Origin of the sequence: Pseudomonas cichorii (assembly GCF_003700275.1) — a bacterium.
Lineage (GTDB): Bacteria > Pseudomonadota > Gammaproteobacteria > Pseudomonadales > Pseudomonadaceae > Aquipseudomonas > Aquipseudomonas cichorii_B.
Map to the genome: position 1 here is coordinate 20542 of NZ_RBRE01000013.1, position 18096 is coordinate 38637.

Below are 18096 nucleotides of genomic sequence, written 5' to 3' on the forward strand. Positions count from 1 at the left end.
GATGTTCCGGGTGAATGACAAGTGGTCAACAGCGGGGCAGGCGGGAATAAAAAACGGCGCCTTCAAGGCGCCGTATGGCTGATCTGCCGACCGGGCGGCAGATCAACTGAAATAGAGGGGGGTGTTGCCGGTGTTATTGTGGGTCCTGGTTTGGAGCCAGTTCAGCCTGGATGCGTTTGTAGATCTCTTCACGATGCACTGAGACATTTTTCGGAGCGTTGATACCTAGCCGGACTTGAAGCCCTTGAACGCCAAGAATCGTCACGGTGATTTCGTCACCGATGTTTATGCTTTCGCCTACTTTGCGAGTGAGTATCAACATAATCTTTTCCTTGATGGCCTCTTGAAACGCCTCTCTCAAGAGGCTGGCGTTTGCCTTTGCGTGGTGATTGTTGCCGAGTACATCCAAATGCATCCATCGTAAGACGTTGCAGCGTTGAAATTAATTCCCTCGGTTCATTTTCTTGTCATCGAGATTTGCATCAACGATACGACGAGTGCGCCAATTCTGCCCGTTTTGGCACGAAAATGCCCGTAATTACTGGTGGAAAGTAAAAAGTAACGTGAGCCGCAGCATACCTCGCCATTGCCGCCGACTTTCAAGAGGGTGTTGAGAGGGCCACCTCCCCGACATATGTAAGCGTAGGCATTAGTTTGAAACATTGCCTGAGCTTTCGGATATTTCAAAATGAAAGTGCGTAGTTGAGCGTAGGAAATCGGATCTGACCGGGGTTTGCCACGTCATGCAGGCCTGCGTAACACCCGGCAGGCGGCACCGGCCAAGGCTTTGGGCAGGTTTCTCAAGTGTCGGACGGGTATAAACGGGCGCATGTAAGCGAGGACATGCCGGGAGCGGGGAGTCGTCTTCGCGGGCAGTAGCTGCCCGCGAGACTTGATTACTGCGGACGGGGTGTCAGACCACCATCGACAGCAGCAGGACAAAGATCAGGCCAACCACCGAGAGGATGGTTTCCATGACGGTCCAGGTCTTGAAGGTTTCAGCCACGGTCATGTTGAAGTACTGCTTGACCAGCCAGAAACCGGCGTCGTTCACGTGCGACAGGATCAGCGAGCCTGCACCGGTAGCCAATACCAGCAACTCGCGGTTGACGCCTGGAATCAGGCCTACCACAGGTGCGACGATACCGGCGCCGGTAATGGTTGCCACTGTTGCCGAACCGGTTGCGATACGAATCACCGCAGCTACCAGCCAGGCCAGCATGATCGGGTTGATCTGTGCCTGCACCGCCATGTGGCCGATGACATCGCCCACACCGCTGGCTACCAGCATTTGCTTGAAGCCACCACCGGCACCGACGATCAGAACGATGGCCGCGACTGGCGCCAGGCTCTGGTCCAGCAGTTTCATGATCTTGGAACGGTCAAAGCCGCGTGCCGCACCGAAGGTGTAGAACGCCAGCAGCAGTGCCGCGAGCAGGGCGCTGATCGGGTGACCGATCAGGTCCATCCAGATGCGGAACATGTTTTCTGGCGGGAATGCCACGTCGGCAAAGGTCTTGAGCAGCATCAGGAACACCGGCAACAGGATCGTCACCAGCGTGATGCCGAAGCCCGGCAGGTTTTCAGTGCTCGATTCCTTGGCGATCTGATCCATCAGTTCCTGGGAAGGGGTGCCCGGAATGTGTTTGGCAATCCATTTACCGTAGATCGGACCTGCGATGACAGCGGTTGGCAGGGCAATGATCAGGCCGTAGAAAATGGTCTTGCCGATGTCTGCGCCGAAAATGCCGATGGCCAGCAGCGGACCCGGATGCGGCGGGACCAGGCCGTGAACGGCGGACAGACCGGCCAGCAGCGGGATACCGATCTTGACGATCGATACGCCGGTACGCCGCGCCACGATGAACACCAGTGGAATCAGCAGTACGAAGCCGATCTCGAAGAACAGCGGAATGCCGACCAGAAATGCGGACAGCATCATCGCCCAATGCACTTTCTGCTTGCCGAAGGTGCGAATCAGGGTTTGCGCGATCTGATCCGCGCCGCCCGAGTCGGCCATCAGCTTGCCGAGCATGGTGCCCAGGCCGAGGATGATACCGACGAAGCCCAGTACGCCGCCGAAGCCGTCCTGGAACGATTTCATGACCTTTTCCACCGGCATCCCGGAAGTCAGGCCCAGGAAGCCCGCTGCGATGGTCAACGCAACGAAAGGGTGGACTTTGTACTTGGTAATCAACAGCACAAGGCCGACGATGGTTACCAACGCATTGATCAGCAGGTACGTCTCATGGGTCATACCGAACATGGGGTATCTCTCCGGTTATCTTTGTTTTATGGGAGCCATTCAAAAACGTGATCGTTCCCCGGCAGGGTGAAAACCATCACGTTCTAACAATCCAGCGCCGTCCTGTTTCCAAGACAGCGCTGTCTTTTGCGCTCACGCCTTTAGTTGCCTAGCGAAGCTTTCCACCATGCTGCCGCTTGCTTGCCGATGGTATCGACAGACTGGGTTGCATCGACGACCAGAGTCCGTGGTTCGCCATGTGGCGGTTCGAGGGTTGCGAACTGGCTGTCCACCAGGCTGGCCGGCATGAAGTGACCCGGGCGGTGGGCACAGCGGTCGGTGGCGACTTCCTTGCTCAACTCCAGAAACACAAATCCCAGGCCCGGCACGGCTTCGCGCAGGCGTTCACGGTAGATGAGCTTGAGGGACGAGCAGGTCAGGATCGGGCGTTCGCCGTTGCGCAGGGCAGCAGCCACTTCCTCGCCCAGGCGGGTCAGCCAGCCGGCGCGGTCTTCGTCGTTGAGGGGAGTGCCCGCGCTCATCTTTTCGATATTGGCGGGTGGATGGAAGGCATCGCCTTCGATCAGGCGGCCGCCGCTGTTGAGGGCAATCTCTGCACCTACCACGCTCTTGCCGCAGCCGGAAACACCCATGACCACGAGGGCGGAAATAGCAGTTTTCGCAGTTGTCACATTAGATACCTCATCTGGAGACAGCGCTGTCTTTGTCCAGCGGACATAAGGTCCAGCCTGTGCCGTTCCAGTTCTTGTCGTTGTTTTGGGTGTATCCCTTTCATTGCAGGCTGTTCTGCGCAGTGAGCAACAGCGATAAAGCATTGTCACGGTCCATGAGACAGCGCTACCTTAGGGGGCATTGAATACATTTGGCAACCCCTATGTTAGTTGGCAATACATGACCCGCATTGGTTCCCGCTCCACCGGCCGTCCAACCCTCAATGAAGTTGCCCAGCTCGCGGCTGTTTCGCCGATCACTGCATCCCGTGCGCTGCGCGGGGTTGCCACCGTTGCCCCCGAGCTGGTGGACAAGGTGCGTGCTGCGGCGCAGAGCCTGGGATATGTAGCCAATCCAGCGGCCCGCGCCCTGGCTTCATCGTGCAGCCAGACCGTTGTGGTGCTGGTGCCTTCGCTTTCCAACCAGTTGTTCATCGACACCCTGGAAGCCATTCAGGGTGTGCTGCGTACCCGTGGCCTGGAAGTGATGATCGGTAACTATCACTACTCCCCCGACGAAGAAGAAAACCTGCTGCGCAACCATCTGGTCAATCGGCCGAGAGGCATCCTGCTGACCGGTTTCGATCACACGCCGGCGGCGCGCAAGATGCTGGAGGCCAGCGGCATTCCCTGTGTGCACATGATGGAACTGGATACCCAGCGCGACGCTTATTGTGTGGGTTTTTCCCAGGAAGAAGCCGGGGCGCAGGCGGCGCGTCATCTGTTGGGGCGCGGACGCAAGCGTCTGGTGTATATGGCGGCACAGCTCGATCCGCGGGTGCTGCGGCGTGGTGCAGGGTTCCGCAAGGTGCTGGAGGAGGCCGGGTTGTTCGACCCCGAGCTGCAGGTTTCGACCCCGCAACCGTCTTCGATCGGCCTGGGCAGCGAGTTGTTCGCGCAACTGCTGGAACGGCACCCCGATGTGGACGGTATTTTCTTCTGTAACGACGACCTGGCACAGGGCGCCGCCCTGGAAGCCTTGCGACGTGGCATCGCGATACCGCAGCAGGTTTCCCTGGTGGGTTTCAATGACCTGCCCGGTTCGGCCCACATGGTCCCGCGCCTGACTTCGATCCGCACACCGCGCGAGGAAGTCGGTCAGCGTGCCGCGCAATTGTTGCTGGGCCTGCTGGAAGGGCTGGCCCAGCCAGCGCATGTGGACCTGGGGTTTGAACTGGTGGTGCGCGAGAGTTCCTGAAGGCTCTCGGTGGTGCGTTTTTCGCGGATGAATCCGCTCCCACCCGTTGGATTTGGGTATAGCGCTGGTAATGCTGTGGAGGCAGTTTGCTGGCGACAACGGTGAAGTCGCCAGCAAGCTGCCTCCCACAGTCCTCTGACGGACTTGCAACACTTGATGCAGACAGAGCCAGTTCATTCGCGAAGAGCAGGGTTACTCCTGCTTCTTGAACGCCAACCTGAACTCATGCAGCAGCGGCTCGGTATAACCGCTCGGTTGTTCACTCCCCTTGAGTACCAACGCGCAGGCGGCCTGGAATGCGGTGGAATTCTTGAGGTCCGCCGCCATCGGGCGATACTGCGAATCCCCGGCATTCTGCTTGTCGACCACACGGGCCATGCGTTCCAGAGTACCCAGCACATATTCCTGATTGATCACTTTATGGCGCAGCCAGTTGGCCATGTGCTGGCTTGAGATGCGCAGCGTGGCGCGGTCTTCCATCAGGCCCACGTTGTGGATGTCCGGGACCTTGGAGCAGCCGACACCCTGTTCGACCCAGCGCACCACATAACCGAGCAACCCCTGGGCATTGTTCTCGACTTCGACGCGGATCTGCTCGGCAGACCAGTCGGGCTTGTCGGCTACCGGAATTTGCAGCAGGTCGTCGAGCAACTGTTCGCTGATGTCGGCCAGCTTGATGCGTTGCAGCTCTTCCTGGACCTTGCTCACATTGACTTTGTGATAGTGCAGCGCGTGCAGGGTTGCGGCGGTCGGCGAGGGTACCCATGCAGTGGTAGCGCCGGCCTGTGGGTGGATGATCTTCTGTTCCAGCATGTCGGCCATGCGATCCGGCATCGCCCACATGCCCTTGCCGATCTGCGCCCGGCCACGCAGGCCGCAGGTCAGGCCGACCAGCACGTTGTTGCGTTCGTAGGCCTTGATCCATGGCGTATTTTTCATGTCGCCCTTGCGCAACACCGGACCGGCTTGCATGGCGCTGTGGATTTCATCGCCAGTGCGGTCCAGGAAGCCGGTATTGATGAATGCCACCCGCGCCGACGCTGCCTCGATACAGGCCTTGAGGTTGACGCTGGTGCGCCGCTCTTCGTCCATGATGCCCATTTTCAGGGTGTGTCGTGGCAGCTTGAGCAGGTCTTCGATACGGCTGAACAGGTGATCGGCAAAGGCTACTTCCTGCGGGCCGTGCATCTTCGGCTTGACGATATAGATACTGCCGGCCCGAGAGTTGCCGCGTCGCTTGAGGTCGTGCAGGGCGATCAGGCTGGTGATGACGCCATCGAGAATCCCTTCGGGAATCTCATGTTCCTGACGGTCGACAATCGCCGGGTTGGTCATCAGATGGCCGACGTTGCGGATGAGCAGCAGCGAGCGTCCCGGCAGCTTCAGTTCTCCGCCGCTGGCCGCCTTGTAGGCTCGATCCGGATTGAGGCGGCGGGTGATGGTCTTGCCGCCCTTGACCAGCTCTTCGCTCAGGTCGCCCTTCATCAGGCCCAGCCAGTTGCGATAGACCGTGACCTTGTCGTCGGCGTCCACGGCGGTGACCGAGTCTTCGCAGTCGATGATGGTCGAAAGTGCCGATTCGATCAGCAGATCCTTGATCCCGGCCACGTCGTTGCTGCCAATCGCATGTTTGTGATCGATCTGGATCTCGATGTGCAGGCCATTGTTCTTGAGCAGAATCGCAGTCGGGTGCTCGGCGTCACCCTGATAGCCGATATATTTTTCCGGCTGTTGCAGGCCGGTTTCGCTGTCATCGGCCAGTCTGATCTGCATCTTGCCGTCGACCACTGCGTAATGCCGTGCATCGATATGCGTGCCGCGGGTCAGGGGAATGATTTCGTCCAGCAGTTCGCGGGCAAAGACGATGACCTTGGCGCCGCGCAACGGGTTGTAGCCAGCGCTGATTTCCGCGCCCTCGCTGGTGGGGATCACATCGGTGCCGTACAGCGCGTCGTACAGCGAACCCCAGCGGGCGTTGGCGGCATTGAGCGCGTAACGCGCATTACTGGCCGGAACCACCAGTTGCGGGCCGGACTGGTCACTGATTTCCAGATCCACATTCGAGGTGGTGGCGCAGACTTGCTCCGGCACCGCAGCCAGATAACCGATCGATTGCAGGAAGCTGCGATAGGCGGGCATGTCGCTGATCGGGCCAGGATGTGCCTTGTGCCATTTATCCAGCTCGCCTTGCAGGCGATCACGTTCGGCCAGCAGGTCGCGGTTCAGCGGCGCCAGATCATGCACCAGCGTATCGAACCCTTCCCAGAACTCTTCACGATCCAGTCCGGTGCCCGGTAGCACCTCTTCATCGATGAAACGTTGCAGATTGACCGCCACTTTCAAGCGTTGGCATTTGATGAAATCAGTCATGAGCGGTCCTCGCAGGAGCATGTACATTCAGTGTGGGAGCGGCTTGAGCCGCGAAAAAGGTTCAGGCAATCAATCGGCGTTCAGCGCTGCAATCCCGGCCTTTGCCACCTGTGCATCCTGATCGGACTTGACCCCGGACACGCCCACCGCGCCGATCACCTGGCCGTCGACAATCACCGGCACGCCACCTTCCAGCGAGGTCAGCAACGGTGCGCTGAGGAACGCGGTGCGGCCGCCATTGACCATCTCTTCGTAACCTTTGGACTCACGACGGCCAAGTGCAGAGGTGCGGGCTTTTTCGATGCTGATATAGCTGCTGATCGCGGCACTGCCGTCCAGGCGCTCGAAGGCCAGCAGGTGACCGCCGTCATCGACCACGGCAATGGAAACGGCCCAGTCATTGGCCAGTGCTTCGTTGCGGGCGGCAGCGAGCATCAGGCTGACTTCGGTCTGGGTCAGAACGGCTTTTATTTTCATGGGGTTCTCCAGGTTGGTTTTCAGTGAGATTCAGAAGGATTGAGGGCCTGGTCGATCAGTTCGATCCAGTGCCGCACCGGGGTCCGGTTGGCACCCGCGAGATGAGTCTGGCAGCCGATATTGGCGGTGGCGATCACTTGCGGCTTGCCGCTTTCCAGAGCGTTCATCCGGTTGTCGCGCAGTTGGCGTGACAAGTCTGGCTGGGTGATGGAATAGGTGCCTGCCGAGCCGCAGCATAAATGCCCGTCCGGCACGGCTGTCAGGTTGAAGCCTAGACGTGATAACACTCGCTCGACTTCTCCGCCAAGTTTCTGTGCGTGCTGCAACGTGCAAGGGCAATGGAACGCCAGCCGCAGGTCGCTTTTGATGCCCAGATCCTGCAAGGGTTCATCGCGCAGCACTTCCACCAGATCCCGGGCCAGCGCGCTGACCCGCACCGCCTTTTGGGCGTAGGCGGGGTCGTGGCGTAGCAGATGACCATAGTCCTTTATGAAGGCTCCGCAACCGCTGGCAGTCTGGATGATCGATTCGGCGCCGTTTTCAATGGCTGGCCACCAGGCATCGATATTGCGCCGTGCCCGATCCAGCCCGGCGTGCTGCGCGTTCAGATGGTAGTCCACGGCGCCGCAGCAACCGGCCTCGCTGGCGGGGCTCACGCTGATGCCGAGACGATCCAGCACCCGCGCGGTGGCCGCATTGGTGTTGGGCGACAGGCCTGGCTGCACGCAGCCTTCCAGCATCAGTACCTGGCGTGAGTGGCGTGCTGGCGGACGATTCCCCGCTGGATGGATGGCGGCGGGAAGCTTGGTTTTCAGGCCATCAGGCAACAGCGGGCGAAAGGTATTGCCCAGCCTGGTCAGGGATTTGAACAGCCCGGGACGTGGCACGACGTGGCGCAGGCCGTCGCGTAACAGCCGCTGGCCCAGTGGTCGCGGCACGGCGGCATCGACCACTGCCCGCCCGATGTCCAGCAGGTTGTGATAATCCACGCCGGACGGGCAGGTGGTTTCGCAGTTGCGACAGCTCAGGCAGCGGTCCAGATGCAGTTGGGTTTTCTCGGTGACTTCATTGCCTTCCAGCACTTGCTTGATCAGGTAGATACGCCCGCGAGGGCCGTCGAGTTCATCGCCGAGCAATTGATAGGTCGGGCAGGTGGCATTGCAGAAGCCGCAATGCACGCAACTGCGCAGAATGCTTTCGGCTTCTTCGGCGCGGGGCAGTTGTCTGGCGTGTTCGCTCAAGGTGGTCTGCATGATTCAGAACTCCGCGTACATTCGGCCAGGGTTGAAGATGCCCTGCGGATCGAGCCGGGCCTTGAGTTGCTGGTGATAGCGCAGCAAGGGTGCAGTCATCGGCTGGAACGGACTGTCCTCGTGGCCAGGCTGGTAGCAGGTCGCATGTCCGCCGACAGCCGTGACCATGTCGCGAATCGTTGTGCCGGCTGCCTCGGATTTCAGCCAGCGTTGCGCGCCGCCCCAGTCGATCAGTTGCTCGCCCGGCAGGTTCAGTACGCCCGTGTTATTGGGCACCGACAGGCGCCACAGCGTTCGGCCGTCGCGAAAGAAGTCCAGACGCTGTTCGTTGAGGTCCTGCCAGTAAGCGGAGTCCAGTTCTTCGCCGCCGAGGCTGTCACGGGCAGCGCTTACCGAGCCTTCGCCGCCTTCGAGGCGCAGGCGCAATACACGTCCGTCATGACTGGCGGCGCTGATCGGTATGGGGTGCTGACCCCATTCGGCCAGGCATTGCAGGGCTCGGGCGCTGTCCATTGGCACAGCGATACTGCTGCACAGGCGTGGTTTGGGCAGGACCTTGAGTGAGACTTCGGTCAGCAGCCCCAGACAACCCAGGCTGCCCGCCATCAATCGCGAGACGTCGTAACCGGCGACGTTTTTCATGACCTCGCCGCCGAAGCGCAAGTGCTTGCCCAGCCCGGTAATCACCCTGGTGCCCAGCACGAAGTCGCGCACCGAACCGCTCCATGGCCTGCGCGGCCCGGACAGCCCGGCAGCGACCATGCCGCCGAGGGTGGCATCGCCAAACGCCGGTGGTTCGCAAGGCAGCATCTGACCGGCATCATCGAGTACCTGCAGCAGCTCGCTCAACGGGGTGCCGGCGCGAGCGGTAATCACCAGCTCCGTCGGGTCGTAGCTGACAATCCCTCTGTGCTCGCGAGTATCGAGCACTTGGCCTGCCAGGTTACGACCCAGGAACGATTTGCTGTTGCCGCCCTGAATCCGCAGCGGTGTAGTGTCGTGCAAGGCCTGGTTGACCTGATCGAGCAGGGCCTGGCTGGCATCGTGGTCATGTGTCGGCGCCATCAGAAACGCTCCAGCTCGGGGAAGGGCAACTGGCCCGCATGCACATGCATCGCGCCGAATTCCGCACAGCGATGCAGGGTCGGAATGTTCTTGCCGGGGTTGAGCAGGCCGCTGGCATCGAAGGCTGCCTTTATCGCGTGGAAAAAGGTCAGCTCATCGCTGTTGAACTGCGCGCACATCTGATTGATCTTTTCCCGGCCGACACCGTGTTCGCCGGTGATGCTGCCGCCGACTTCGACGCACAGCTCAAGGATCTTGCCGCCGAGGTTTTCGGCGCGTTCCAGCTCGCCCGGCTGGTTGGCATCGAACAGGATCAGCGGGTGCATGTTGCCGTCTCCGGCATGAAACACATTGGCAACCCGCAGGCCGTACTCCTCGGACAACCGGGCAATGCCGCGCAATACGCCGGGCAGTTCCCTGCGCGGAATGGTGCCGTCCATGCAGTAATAGTCCGGTGACAGACGCCCGACTGCCGGGAAGGCATTCTTGCGTCCGGCCCAGAAACGCACGCGCTCGGCTTCGTCCCTGGCCTGCCGCAGTTCGGTGGCGCCAGCCCTGCTCAGCACTTCGCGAACCCGCTCGCAGTCGGCATGCACATCGGCTTCGACGCCATCGAGTTCGCAGAGCAGGATGGCTTCGGCATCCACCGGATAACCGGCATGGATAAAGTCTTCGGCGGCACGAATCGCCAGGTTGTCCATCATTTCCAGGCCGCCGGGAATGATGCCGGCGGCGATGATATCGCCCACCGCCCGGCCAGCCTTTTCCACCGAATCGAAGGCCGCCAGCAGCACTTTGGCCACCTGCGGCTTGGGCAACAGTTTGACGGTTACTTCGGTAATGACCCCGAGCATGCCTTCGGAGCCGGTAAACAATGCGAGCAGATCGAAACCGGGCGAATCCAGTGCCTCGCTGCCCAGGGTCATGGGTTCACCCTCGACACTGAGCATCTCGACCTTGAGCAGGTTGTGGACGGTCAGGCCGTACTTGAGGCAATGCACGCCACCGGCATTTTCCGCGACATTGCCGCCAATGGAGCAGGCAATCTGCGAGGACGGGTCTGGCGCGTAATACAAGCCGTGTGGCGCAGCGGCCTGGGAAATTGCCAGGTTGCGGACACCGGGCTGGACCCGTGCCAGGCGGGCAGCGGGGTTGATTTCCAGTATCTGGTTGAAGCGCGCCATCACCAGCAGCACACCTTTTTCCAGCGGCAGGGCACCACCGGAAAGGCCTGTGCCTGCGCCACGCGCCACCACCGGCACATGCCGCTTGTGACACAGCCGGAGCAGGGTCTGCACTTGCTCGATATGCCGGGGCAAGGCCACCAGCATGGGCGTGGTGCGATAGGCGGACAGGCCATCGCACTCATAGGGCCGCAGCTCCTCGGGGCGATGCAGGATATCCAGATCGGGCAATTGCTGTTGCAGCTCGTCCAGCAGTTGCTGCTTGTCGACGGCAGGCAGGACGCCATCGATGCGTTCGTCGTAAAGAATATTCATGGTGCAACCCAGTATTGTTTTTGTCGGGCGTGCGTGACCGGTTTCAGGCAGCGGTTGACTTGCATCATTGGCGCTCGCGGCTTTACTGTCCATGCCTGAGATGAATGGTCGAACCAGTTTTTCAGAATCCTGAGAAGTTGACTGTTAAAAAAGCCATTTAAAAACAGTTGCTTGAAACTGGTTTGGTTGACCATCGGTTTTTATCCGTGATCTGGTCATACCAGTGGAGGCGAGGATGGACGGCTCGGTAAAGCAGCGGGTCCCGCAAGTGGCGGATGTGGTGTGTGAGCGTATCGAACGCTTGATCGTCGATGGCGTCCTGAAGGTGGGGCAGTTGTTGCCGTCCGAGCGACGCCTGACCGAAAAGCTCGGCGTGTCGCGTACCGCCTTGCGTGAAGGCCTGAAGCTGCTGCGGGCGCGGGGCATCATCGAAACCGAACAGGGCAAGGGCTCGTTTGTCGCGCAGATGAACAGCCAGCAGCAGGTGTCGCCGCTGATGCACCTGTTCGGCTCGCAACCGCGCACGCTGTACGACCTGTTTGAAGTGCGCAGCCTGCTGGAAGGCGAGTCGGCGCGACTGGCAGCGCTGCGCGGCACCGATGCGGATTTTGTCCTGATCACCCGCAGTTACGACGCGCTGGTCGCCGCCCATAGCCGGGAACTGGAGGCTGGCGAGCATGCCCGGCTCGATCACGCTTTTCATCTGGCCATCTGCGAGGCTTCGCATAATCCGGTGCTGGTGCAGACCTTGCGCTCGTTGACCGATCTGTTGCTCAACACTGTCTATGCCTCGGTCAACAACCTTTATCACCGCGAAGCACAGAAGCGTCAGATCGATCGCCAGCATGCCCGTCTGTACAACGCCGTGACCGGCCGTCTGCCGGAACAGGCACGCAAGGCCGCGTTGGCGCATATCCAGAGTATTTGCGAGAACCTGCGGGAAATCGAAAACGAAGAACAACGGCTGGTGCGCTCGACCTTGCGCCTGGAAGGGTGGGCATGAGTGAGCGCTTGACAGGCTTACAGTGAACGCGCAATTTACGCATCACGTAATTCGGTTACGAAAAATAATAATGAGTGTTTGAGGGTTGTTCGCGAATGAATTCGCTCCCCCGAGATGCGCCCCGCCTTGAGCTGTTTACCTACTATCGCTCGACGTCCAGCTATCGCGTGCGCATCGCCCTGGCCCTGAAAGGGCTGGATTACACCGCGATCCCGGTCAATCTGCTCGGCGAGGTTGGCGAACATCTCAAGCCCGGATACAAGGCCGTCAATCCGCAGGGCAGGGTGCCCGCCTTGCGGCTGGAAAGCGGTGAAATCATCACTCAGTCGCCTGCCATCATCGAATACCTCGAAGAGCGTTATCCTGATCAGCCATTGCTTTCGACGGACCTGGTATTGCGCGCCCGGCAACGGGCGGTTGCAGCGTTGATCGGTTGCGATATCCATCCACTGCACAATGTCTCGGTGCTCAACCGTTTGCGCGGCATGGGCCATGACGAGGCGGACATTTCAGGCTGGATTGGCCACTGGATCGCTGAAGGCTTGCAGGCCGTCGAGCAGTTGATTGACGGGACCGCCTTCTGTTTTGGCAATGAGCCAAGCGTGGCGGATGTGTATCTTCTGCCGCAGGTGTACGCTGCAAGACGTTTCAAGGTCGATCTGGGTGCCTGTCCGCGTATCACCCGGGTCGAGCAACGGGCGCTGACTTATCCTGCCTTTCAGAAGGCCCACCCGGATGCACAACCGGACAAGCCGGACTAGGCTGAAACTTATGAAAACTTTAGGTCTGCAACTGATTTTCGGTGATTTCCTTGCCCGCAGTGTCCGCGGCATTTCCTGTGCGCCGCCCGCAGAAAAGTGATTTGCGCTGTTTCGTTTTGTCACTTTTCCTGCAAGGAGCCAGACCATGGCTGATCTCTACGAAAACCCGATGGGCCTGATGGGCTTTGAATTCATCGAATTCGCCTCGCCAACCCCCGGCACGCTTGAGCCTGTCTTTCAGATGATGGGCTTTACCAAGGTCGCGACGCACCGCTCCAAGGATGTGGTGCTGTATCGCCAGGGTGCGATCAATCTGATTCTCAACAACGAACCCCATAGCCTGGCTTCCTATTTTGCGGCCGAACACGGACCGTCGGTGTGCGGCATGGCGTTTCGGGTCAAGGATGCGCAGAAAGCCTACAACCGCGCCCTGGAACTGGGCGCGCAGCCCGTGGAAATCGCCACCGGGCCGATGGAGTTGCGCTTGCCGGCGATCAAGGGCATTGGCGGTGCGCCGCTGTACCTGATCGACCGCTTTGGCGAGGGCACGTCGATCTATGACATCGACTTCAATTTCATCGAAGGTGTCGAGCGGCATCCGGTGGGTGCCGGCCTGCAGTTCATCGATCACCTGACCCACAACGTCTATCGCGGACGCATGGCGTATTGGGCGAATTTCTATGAAAAGCTGTTCAACTTTCGGGAAATCCGCTACTTCGACATCAAGGGTGAATACACCGGCCTGACTTCCAAGGCGATGACTGCGCCCGATGGCATGATCCGCATTCCGCTGAATGAAGAGTCTTCAAAAGGCGCCGGGCAGATCGAAGAGTTCCTGATGCAGTTCAACGGTGAGGGCATCCAGCATGTGGCGTTCTTCACCGACGACCTGATCAAGACCTGGGATGCCCTGAAAACCACCGGCATGCGCTTCATGACCGCGCCGCCAGACACTTATTACGAAATGCTTGAAGGTCGTCTGCCTGATCATGGCGAGCCCGAGGCCGAACTCAAGGCACGCGGCATTCTGCTCGATGGCACGTCCGAAGGCGGACAGCGCCGCTTGCTGTTGCAGATATTCTCTGAAACCCTGATGGGGCCGGTGTTCTTCGAGTTCATCCAGCGCAAGGGCGATGACGGGTTCGGTGAGGGCAATTTCAAGGCGTTGTTCGAGTCCATCGAGCGGGATCAGATTCGCCGTGGAGTGTTGATGGCGGAGTGATTGTTCGCTCAATTGATCCGGGTGGGCGAATTCATTCGCGAAAGTCCCCACCCATTCTTCCACTGATGGCCCGTGCCGTTTCAAGCAAACGGCCAGCAGCCAGATCCTGGGTCTGGCCCGTCAACAGCGCACCTGAACCCACCACGGTCACCACGCCTGCCAGTTTGTTGCCCATGGCGAAGACCGGGCTGGACACGGCGTTGACACCGGGCATCAACAAACCATGGATCTGGTGCACACCCTTGGCGCGAATCTGTTCGATATGCAGCTCGACGTCCTTGAGCTGCGCTTCGTTCAGGTGAGGTGTTTCCTGTTCCCTGAGTACGCCTGTTTCGCCAGCGGCCAGGAAACTGGCGAATACCAGTCCGGTTGAGGAGCCGAGCAGCGGCAATACCGAGCCGATCTGGGTTACCAGGGTGATCGCGCCGGTGGAGGGCTCGACGTAGACCACGGTCGGTCCCTTGTTGCCCCATACAGCCAGAAAACAGGTTTGATTGAGTTCGTCGCGCAAGCTGGCCAGATGAGGCGCGGCGACTTTCAGGACGTCCAGTTTGCCTAACGAAGCCAGCCCGACCTGCAAGGCTTCACGACCCAGGCCGTAGTGGTTGGTGACGCCATCCTGTTCGGCAAAACCACTGGCAATCAGCGCCTGCAGATAGCGATGGACCTTGCTGGCCGGCATGCCCAGGTGTTCAGCCAGTTTCGACAGCGAGGTCGAAGGTGTCAGTTCGGCCAGGGCCTTGAGCACGCCCAGGCCGACTTCGGCTGCCTGAACCTTTTGCTGGCGCCCGTTTGCAGGGCTTTCGATGTCATCGCTCATAAGGGATTACGTGCCAGTCCGGAAAGGCAGCTTTATAGCTTGACCACCCCGCAAACTCAAATTACGTTATGCGTAAACTGTTTACGATTTTTCGCTACGCAGCCATGTGACCAATAAAAACAAGAGGTCCAGATGCCTACTCATCCCGAACACCAACCACTGCTGTACCAGCCCGGTTTCGGTAACCACTTCAGCAGCGAAGCGCTTCCCGATGCACTGCCGGTCGGTCAGAACTCTCCGCAAAAACACCCTTTGGGACTGTATGCCGAATTGCTCTCCGGTACGGCCTTCACGGTTCCGCGGGCCGAGGCCCGGCGCACCTGGCTGTACCGGATCAAGCCATCTGCCGTCCATTCCCGGTATGAGCGTCTGGCGCAGCAGATCGTTGGTCTGGAACAAGGTCCGATTACGCCCAATCGCCTGCGCTGGAATGCCTTCGATGTTCCTGCGACAGCCACCGACTTCCTCGACGGCCTGATTGCCCTGGCCAGTACCAGCGCGGCCGATCAGGCCGATGGCGTAAGTATTTATGTGTATCGCGCCAATACCTCCATGCAGCGGGCGTTCTTCAATGCCGATGGCGAATGGCTGGTGGTGCCGCAGCAGGGCAGGCTGCGCATCGTCACGGAGTTGGGGCTGCTGGATATCGAACCACATGAAATCGCGGTACTGCCGCGCGGCATGAAATTCAGGGTGCAACTGCTGGATGCCACTGCCCGCGGCTATATCTGCGAAAACCACGGTTGTGCATTGCGTCTGCCGGATCTGGGGCCTATCGGCAGTAACGGGCTGGCCAATCCTCGCGACTTTATGGCCCCTGTCGCGTGTTTCGAGAATAGCGACACGCCGGTTGAACTGGTGCAGAAATTTCTCGGCGAACTCTGGTCCACAACCCTGGCGCATTCGCCGTTCGACGTGGTGGCCTGGCATGGCAATAACGTGCCGTACAAATATGACCTGCGCCGTTTCAATACTTTGGGAACGGTCAGCTTCGATCATCCGGACCCTTCGATTTTCACGGTGCTCACGGCGCCCGGAGCGGTTCACGGGCAGGCCAATGTCGATTTCGTGATCTTCCCGCCACGCTGGATGGTCGCGGAAAATACCTTCCGTCCACCCTGGTTTCATCGCAACCTGATGAACGAATTCATGGGCCTGATCGAGGGCGTCTACGATGCCAAGGCCGAGGGCTTCATGCCCGGCGGGGCGTCGTTGCACAACTGCATGAGCGCCCATGGGCCGGACAATGCCACCGCGCAAAAGGCCATCGCCGCCGAGCTCAAGCCGCACAAGATCGATAACACCCTGGCCTTCATGTTCGAGACCGGCAAGGTCCTGCGCCCCAGCCGTCATGCGCTGGAGTGCGAACAACTGCAAAGCGATTACGACGCTTGCTGGAATGACATGGTCAGGATTTTCAATAAGGAATTGCCTTGATGAATGCTTCTTCGACTGGCCGCAGCTGGATTGTCTCGGCCAACGGTCACCCTGATTTTCCCTTGCAGAACCTGCCGTTGGGCGTTTTCAGCCATGGCGATACCGGTCCACGTGGCGGTGTGGCGATTGGCGATCTGGTGTTCGACCTGCAGGCGGCGGTGCAGTCCGGCTTTTTTCAGGGCGCGGCACTTGAGGCCGCGCAAGTGGCCAGTCGCGAGCAACTGAATGATTTCTTCGCATTGGGCGCCACGCCACGCCAGACCTTGCGCCAAGCCTTGCTGGACCTGTTCGCCGAGGACAGCCCGCAGCGCAGCAGCCTGCAAGCCGCGAGCAATCTGCTGCTGCCCATGAATGAGTGCCGGATGCACATGCCGGCGCGGGTCGGGGATTACACCGATTTCTATGTCGGTATCCATCACGCGACCAATGTCGGCAAGTTGTTCCGTCCGGACAATCCCTTGTTGCCCAACTACAAGTACGTGCCGATTGGTTATCACGGTCGGTCTTCCACGCTGTGCATTTCCGGTACGCCTGTCAGACGCCCCAATGGCCAGACTTTGGCGCCGGGTCAGGAAGTGCCTGAGTCAGGCCCCTGCAAACGGCTGGATTACGAGCTGGAAATGGGCGTCTGGATCGGGCCGGGCAATGAACAGGGGCAGGCAATCGGAATTGATCGGGCGGCTCGGCACATTGCCGGTTTCTGCCTGCTCAATGACTGGTCGGCGCGGGATATCCAGGCCTGGGAATATCAGCCGCTGGGGCCGTTCCTGTCCAAGAGCTTTGCCACGACGATTTCTGCCTGGGTGGTGAGCCCCGAGGCTCTGGCGCCGTTTCGCAGTGCCCAGCCGCCACGCCCCGAAGGCGATCCGCAACCGTTGCCTTATCTGTTCGATCAGGCGGACCAGAGCGCTGGTGCACTGGACATTGAGCTGGAGGTGCTGTTGCTGACCGCGCAGATGAAAGCCCGGGGTGTGGCGCCGCAGCGGCTGGCGCTGAGCAACACGCTTAACATGTACTGGACCGTGGCGCAGATGGTGGCGCATCACAGCGTCAATGGCTGCAAGCTGCAATCCGGCGATCTGTTCGGCACCGGCACCTTGTCCGGTCCGCAGGCGGGGCAGTTCGGCAGCCTGCTGGAAATGACCGACGGCGGCAAGCAGTCAGTGAAGCTGCCCAATGGCGAAGAGCGGCGCTTTCTGGAGCACGGTGACGAAGTGATCCTGCGCGCGCGCTGTCATCGCGAAGGGCAGGTGTCGATCGGCTTTGGCGAGTGCCGGGGCACTGTGCTGGGCTAAGCCTGTACCGATGTTTTATTGACCCGGCTTGATCTCATACCAGCCGAGAAACATGTCGAGTGTCGATTCGATCACTTCGTTCTGTTTCTCGGGGCTGAGGATATCGGCGTTGAGGGTCAATTGTGGCCAGAAAGCAAACGCCTTGAGCATGGCGTGCATCTGCGACGCTGCGAAGCCCGGCTCGATGGGCTTCAGGCGTCCATCCTTCTGGGCGGCGCGGATCCAGACGGAGAAGGTTTCCTCACGCTCATTGATACGCGCCATCCACGCCTGGGCGCGGTCCGGAGAGTGAATGGTTGCGCCGACCACTACCCGTGCCAGATCCAGAAAATTGCTGTCGCTCAGGGAATTCATCTTGTGCCGCAACAAGTCGCGCAGTTGTTCGCGCAGGCTGGTGTCGAGTCGGTAAGGCGCATCGGGCTGCGGTGCTGCGCAGGTCCACAGGCGTTGCAGGATTTCCGCGAAAAGCTCTTCCTTGCTGGGGAAGTGGTTATAGACCGTCCGTTTTGAAACCTCGGCCCGTGCGGCGATACGATCCATACTGGTGACTTCAAAACCGCGGTCCCGAAATTCGGCAATGGCAGCCAGGACAATGGCTTCGCGTTTCTGGTCAGTAAGGCGCATGGGGGCTTTCATAGGTTCGCTTCAAACGGGCGTTTTGAGAAAATTACACTCGGCAGTTTACTTGTCGTGGGGAATCATGCAAGCTTAAAACTACAC

General features: G+C 59.8%; 16 protein-coding genes. 6 read left to right on the plus strand and 10 right to left on the minus strand.

Annotated elements, in window-relative coordinates; all coding sequences use genetic code 11:
- Positions 1–133: 133 nt before the first annotated feature.
- The 3 genes from csrA to ALQ04_RS02790 form a co-directional block, all read right to left on the minus strand.
- Entirely contained in the window at positions 134–322 is a 189-nt protein-coding gene (gene csrA / locus ALQ04_RS02780) for a carbon storage regulator CsrA (protein ID WP_002554157.1), read from the minus strand.
- Between the two features lie 591 nt (positions 323–913).
- A complete protein-coding gene (locus ALQ04_RS02785; RefSeq protein ID WP_122314331.1) occupies positions 914–2266 on the minus strand; it encodes a GntP family permease in 1353 nt (450 codons plus the stop codon).
- A gap of 140 nt (positions 2267–2406) precedes the next feature.
- Positions 2407–2898, minus strand: coding sequence for a gluconokinase (locus tag ALQ04_RS02790; protein ID WP_122314332.1), 492 nt, complete (start codon positions 2896–2898; stop codon positions 2407–2409).
- A 259-nt stretch (positions 2899–3157) separates the two neighbouring features.
- Here ALQ04_RS02790 and ALQ04_RS02795 point away from each other — a divergent pair, with 259 nt between their 5' ends.
- Positions 3158–4174, plus strand: a complete 1017-nt coding sequence (locus ALQ04_RS02795; RefSeq protein ID WP_122314333.1) for a LacI family DNA-binding transcriptional regulator — start codon at positions 3158–3160, stop codon at positions 4172–4174.
- 192 nt (positions 4175–4366) lie between these two features.
- Here ALQ04_RS02795 and ALQ04_RS02800 read toward each other — a convergent pair whose 3' ends face one another.
- The 5 genes from ALQ04_RS02800 to glcD all read right to left on the minus strand — a co-directional run bounded on the left by ALQ04_RS02800 (position 4367) and on the right by glcD (position 10838).
- The gene (locus ALQ04_RS02800; RefSeq protein ID WP_122314334.1) at positions 4367–6544 is read right to left on the minus strand and encodes a malate synthase G; all 2178 of its coding nucleotides are present in this window, start codon (positions 6542–6544) and stop codon (positions 4367–4369) included.
- A 69-nt stretch (positions 6545–6613) separates the two neighbouring features.
- On the minus strand, positions 6614–7021 hold the full coding sequence (locus tag ALQ04_RS02805; protein WP_122314335.1) for a heme-binding protein: 408 nt from the start codon (positions 7019–7021) through the stop codon (positions 6614–6616).
- 20 nt (positions 7022–7041) lie between these two features.
- Positions 7042–8274, minus strand: coding sequence for a glycolate oxidase subunit GlcF (gene glcF, locus ALQ04_RS02810; RefSeq protein ID WP_122314336.1), 1233 nt, complete (start codon positions 8272–8274; stop codon positions 7042–7044).
- 3 nt (positions 8275–8277) lie between these two features.
- Positions 8278–9339 (minus strand): glycolate oxidase subunit GlcE, encoded by a 1062-nt coding sequence (gene glcE / locus ALQ04_RS02815; protein ID WP_122314337.1) that lies wholly within the window; start codon positions 9337–9339, stop codon positions 8278–8280.
- Positions 9339–10838, minus strand: coding sequence for a glycolate oxidase subunit GlcD (gene glcD / locus ALQ04_RS02820; protein ID WP_122314439.1), 1500 nt, complete (start codon positions 10836–10838; stop codon positions 9339–9341). Before glcD ends, glcE begins: the two co-directional genes overlap by 1 nt.
- A gap of 235 nt (positions 10839–11073) precedes the next feature.
- On the opposite strand from glcD, the gene glcC reads away from it, so the two are divergent.
- The 3 genes from glcC to hppD all read left to right on the plus strand — a co-directional run bounded on the left by glcC (position 11074) and on the right by hppD (position 13824).
- On the plus strand, positions 11074–11841 hold the full coding sequence (glcC, locus tag ALQ04_RS02825) for a transcriptional regulator GlcC (protein WP_122314338.1): 768 nt from the start codon (positions 11074–11076) through the stop codon (positions 11839–11841).
- A 95-nt stretch (positions 11842–11936) separates the two neighbouring features.
- On the plus strand, positions 11937–12602 hold the full coding sequence (gene maiA / locus ALQ04_RS02830) for a maleylacetoacetate isomerase (RefSeq protein ID WP_122314339.1): 666 nt from the start codon (positions 11937–11939) through the stop codon (positions 12600–12602).
- 145 nt (positions 12603–12747) lie between these two features.
- On the plus strand, positions 12748–13824 hold the full coding sequence (gene hppD / locus ALQ04_RS02835) for a 4-hydroxyphenylpyruvate dioxygenase (protein ID WP_122314340.1): 1077 nt from the start codon (positions 12748–12750) through the stop codon (positions 13822–13824).
- A gap of 31 nt (positions 13825–13855) precedes the next feature.
- On the opposite strand, the gene ALQ04_RS02840 is transcribed toward hppD, so the two are convergent.
- Positions 13856–14644: an IclR family transcriptional regulator gene (locus tag ALQ04_RS02840; protein WP_122314341.1), complete on the minus strand. Its 789-nt coding sequence runs from the start codon at positions 14642–14644 to the stop codon at positions 13856–13858.
- Between the two features lie 132 nt (positions 14645–14776).
- Between ALQ04_RS02840 and hmgA the strand changes: the two genes are divergently transcribed.
- Together hmgA and fahA are read left to right on the plus strand one after the other, a co-directional pair.
- Complete coding sequence (gene hmgA / locus ALQ04_RS02845; protein WP_122314342.1) at positions 14777–16081, plus strand: homogentisate 1,2-dioxygenase; 1305 nt, start codon at positions 14777–14779, stop codon at positions 16079–16081.
- Complete coding sequence (gene fahA / locus ALQ04_RS02850) at positions 16081–17376, plus strand: fumarylacetoacetase (protein WP_122314343.1); 1296 nt, start codon at positions 16081–16083, stop codon at positions 17374–17376. The genes hmgA and fahA overlap by 1 nt, the downstream gene beginning before the upstream one ends.
- Positions 17377–17391: 15 nt before the next feature.
- On the opposite strand, the gene ALQ04_RS02855 is transcribed toward fahA, so the two are convergent.
- Positions 17392–18012: a TetR/AcrR family transcriptional regulator gene (locus ALQ04_RS02855; protein ID WP_122314344.1), complete on the minus strand. Its 621-nt coding sequence runs from the start codon at positions 18010–18012 to the stop codon at positions 17392–17394.
- Positions 18013–18096: the final 84 nt, after the last annotated feature.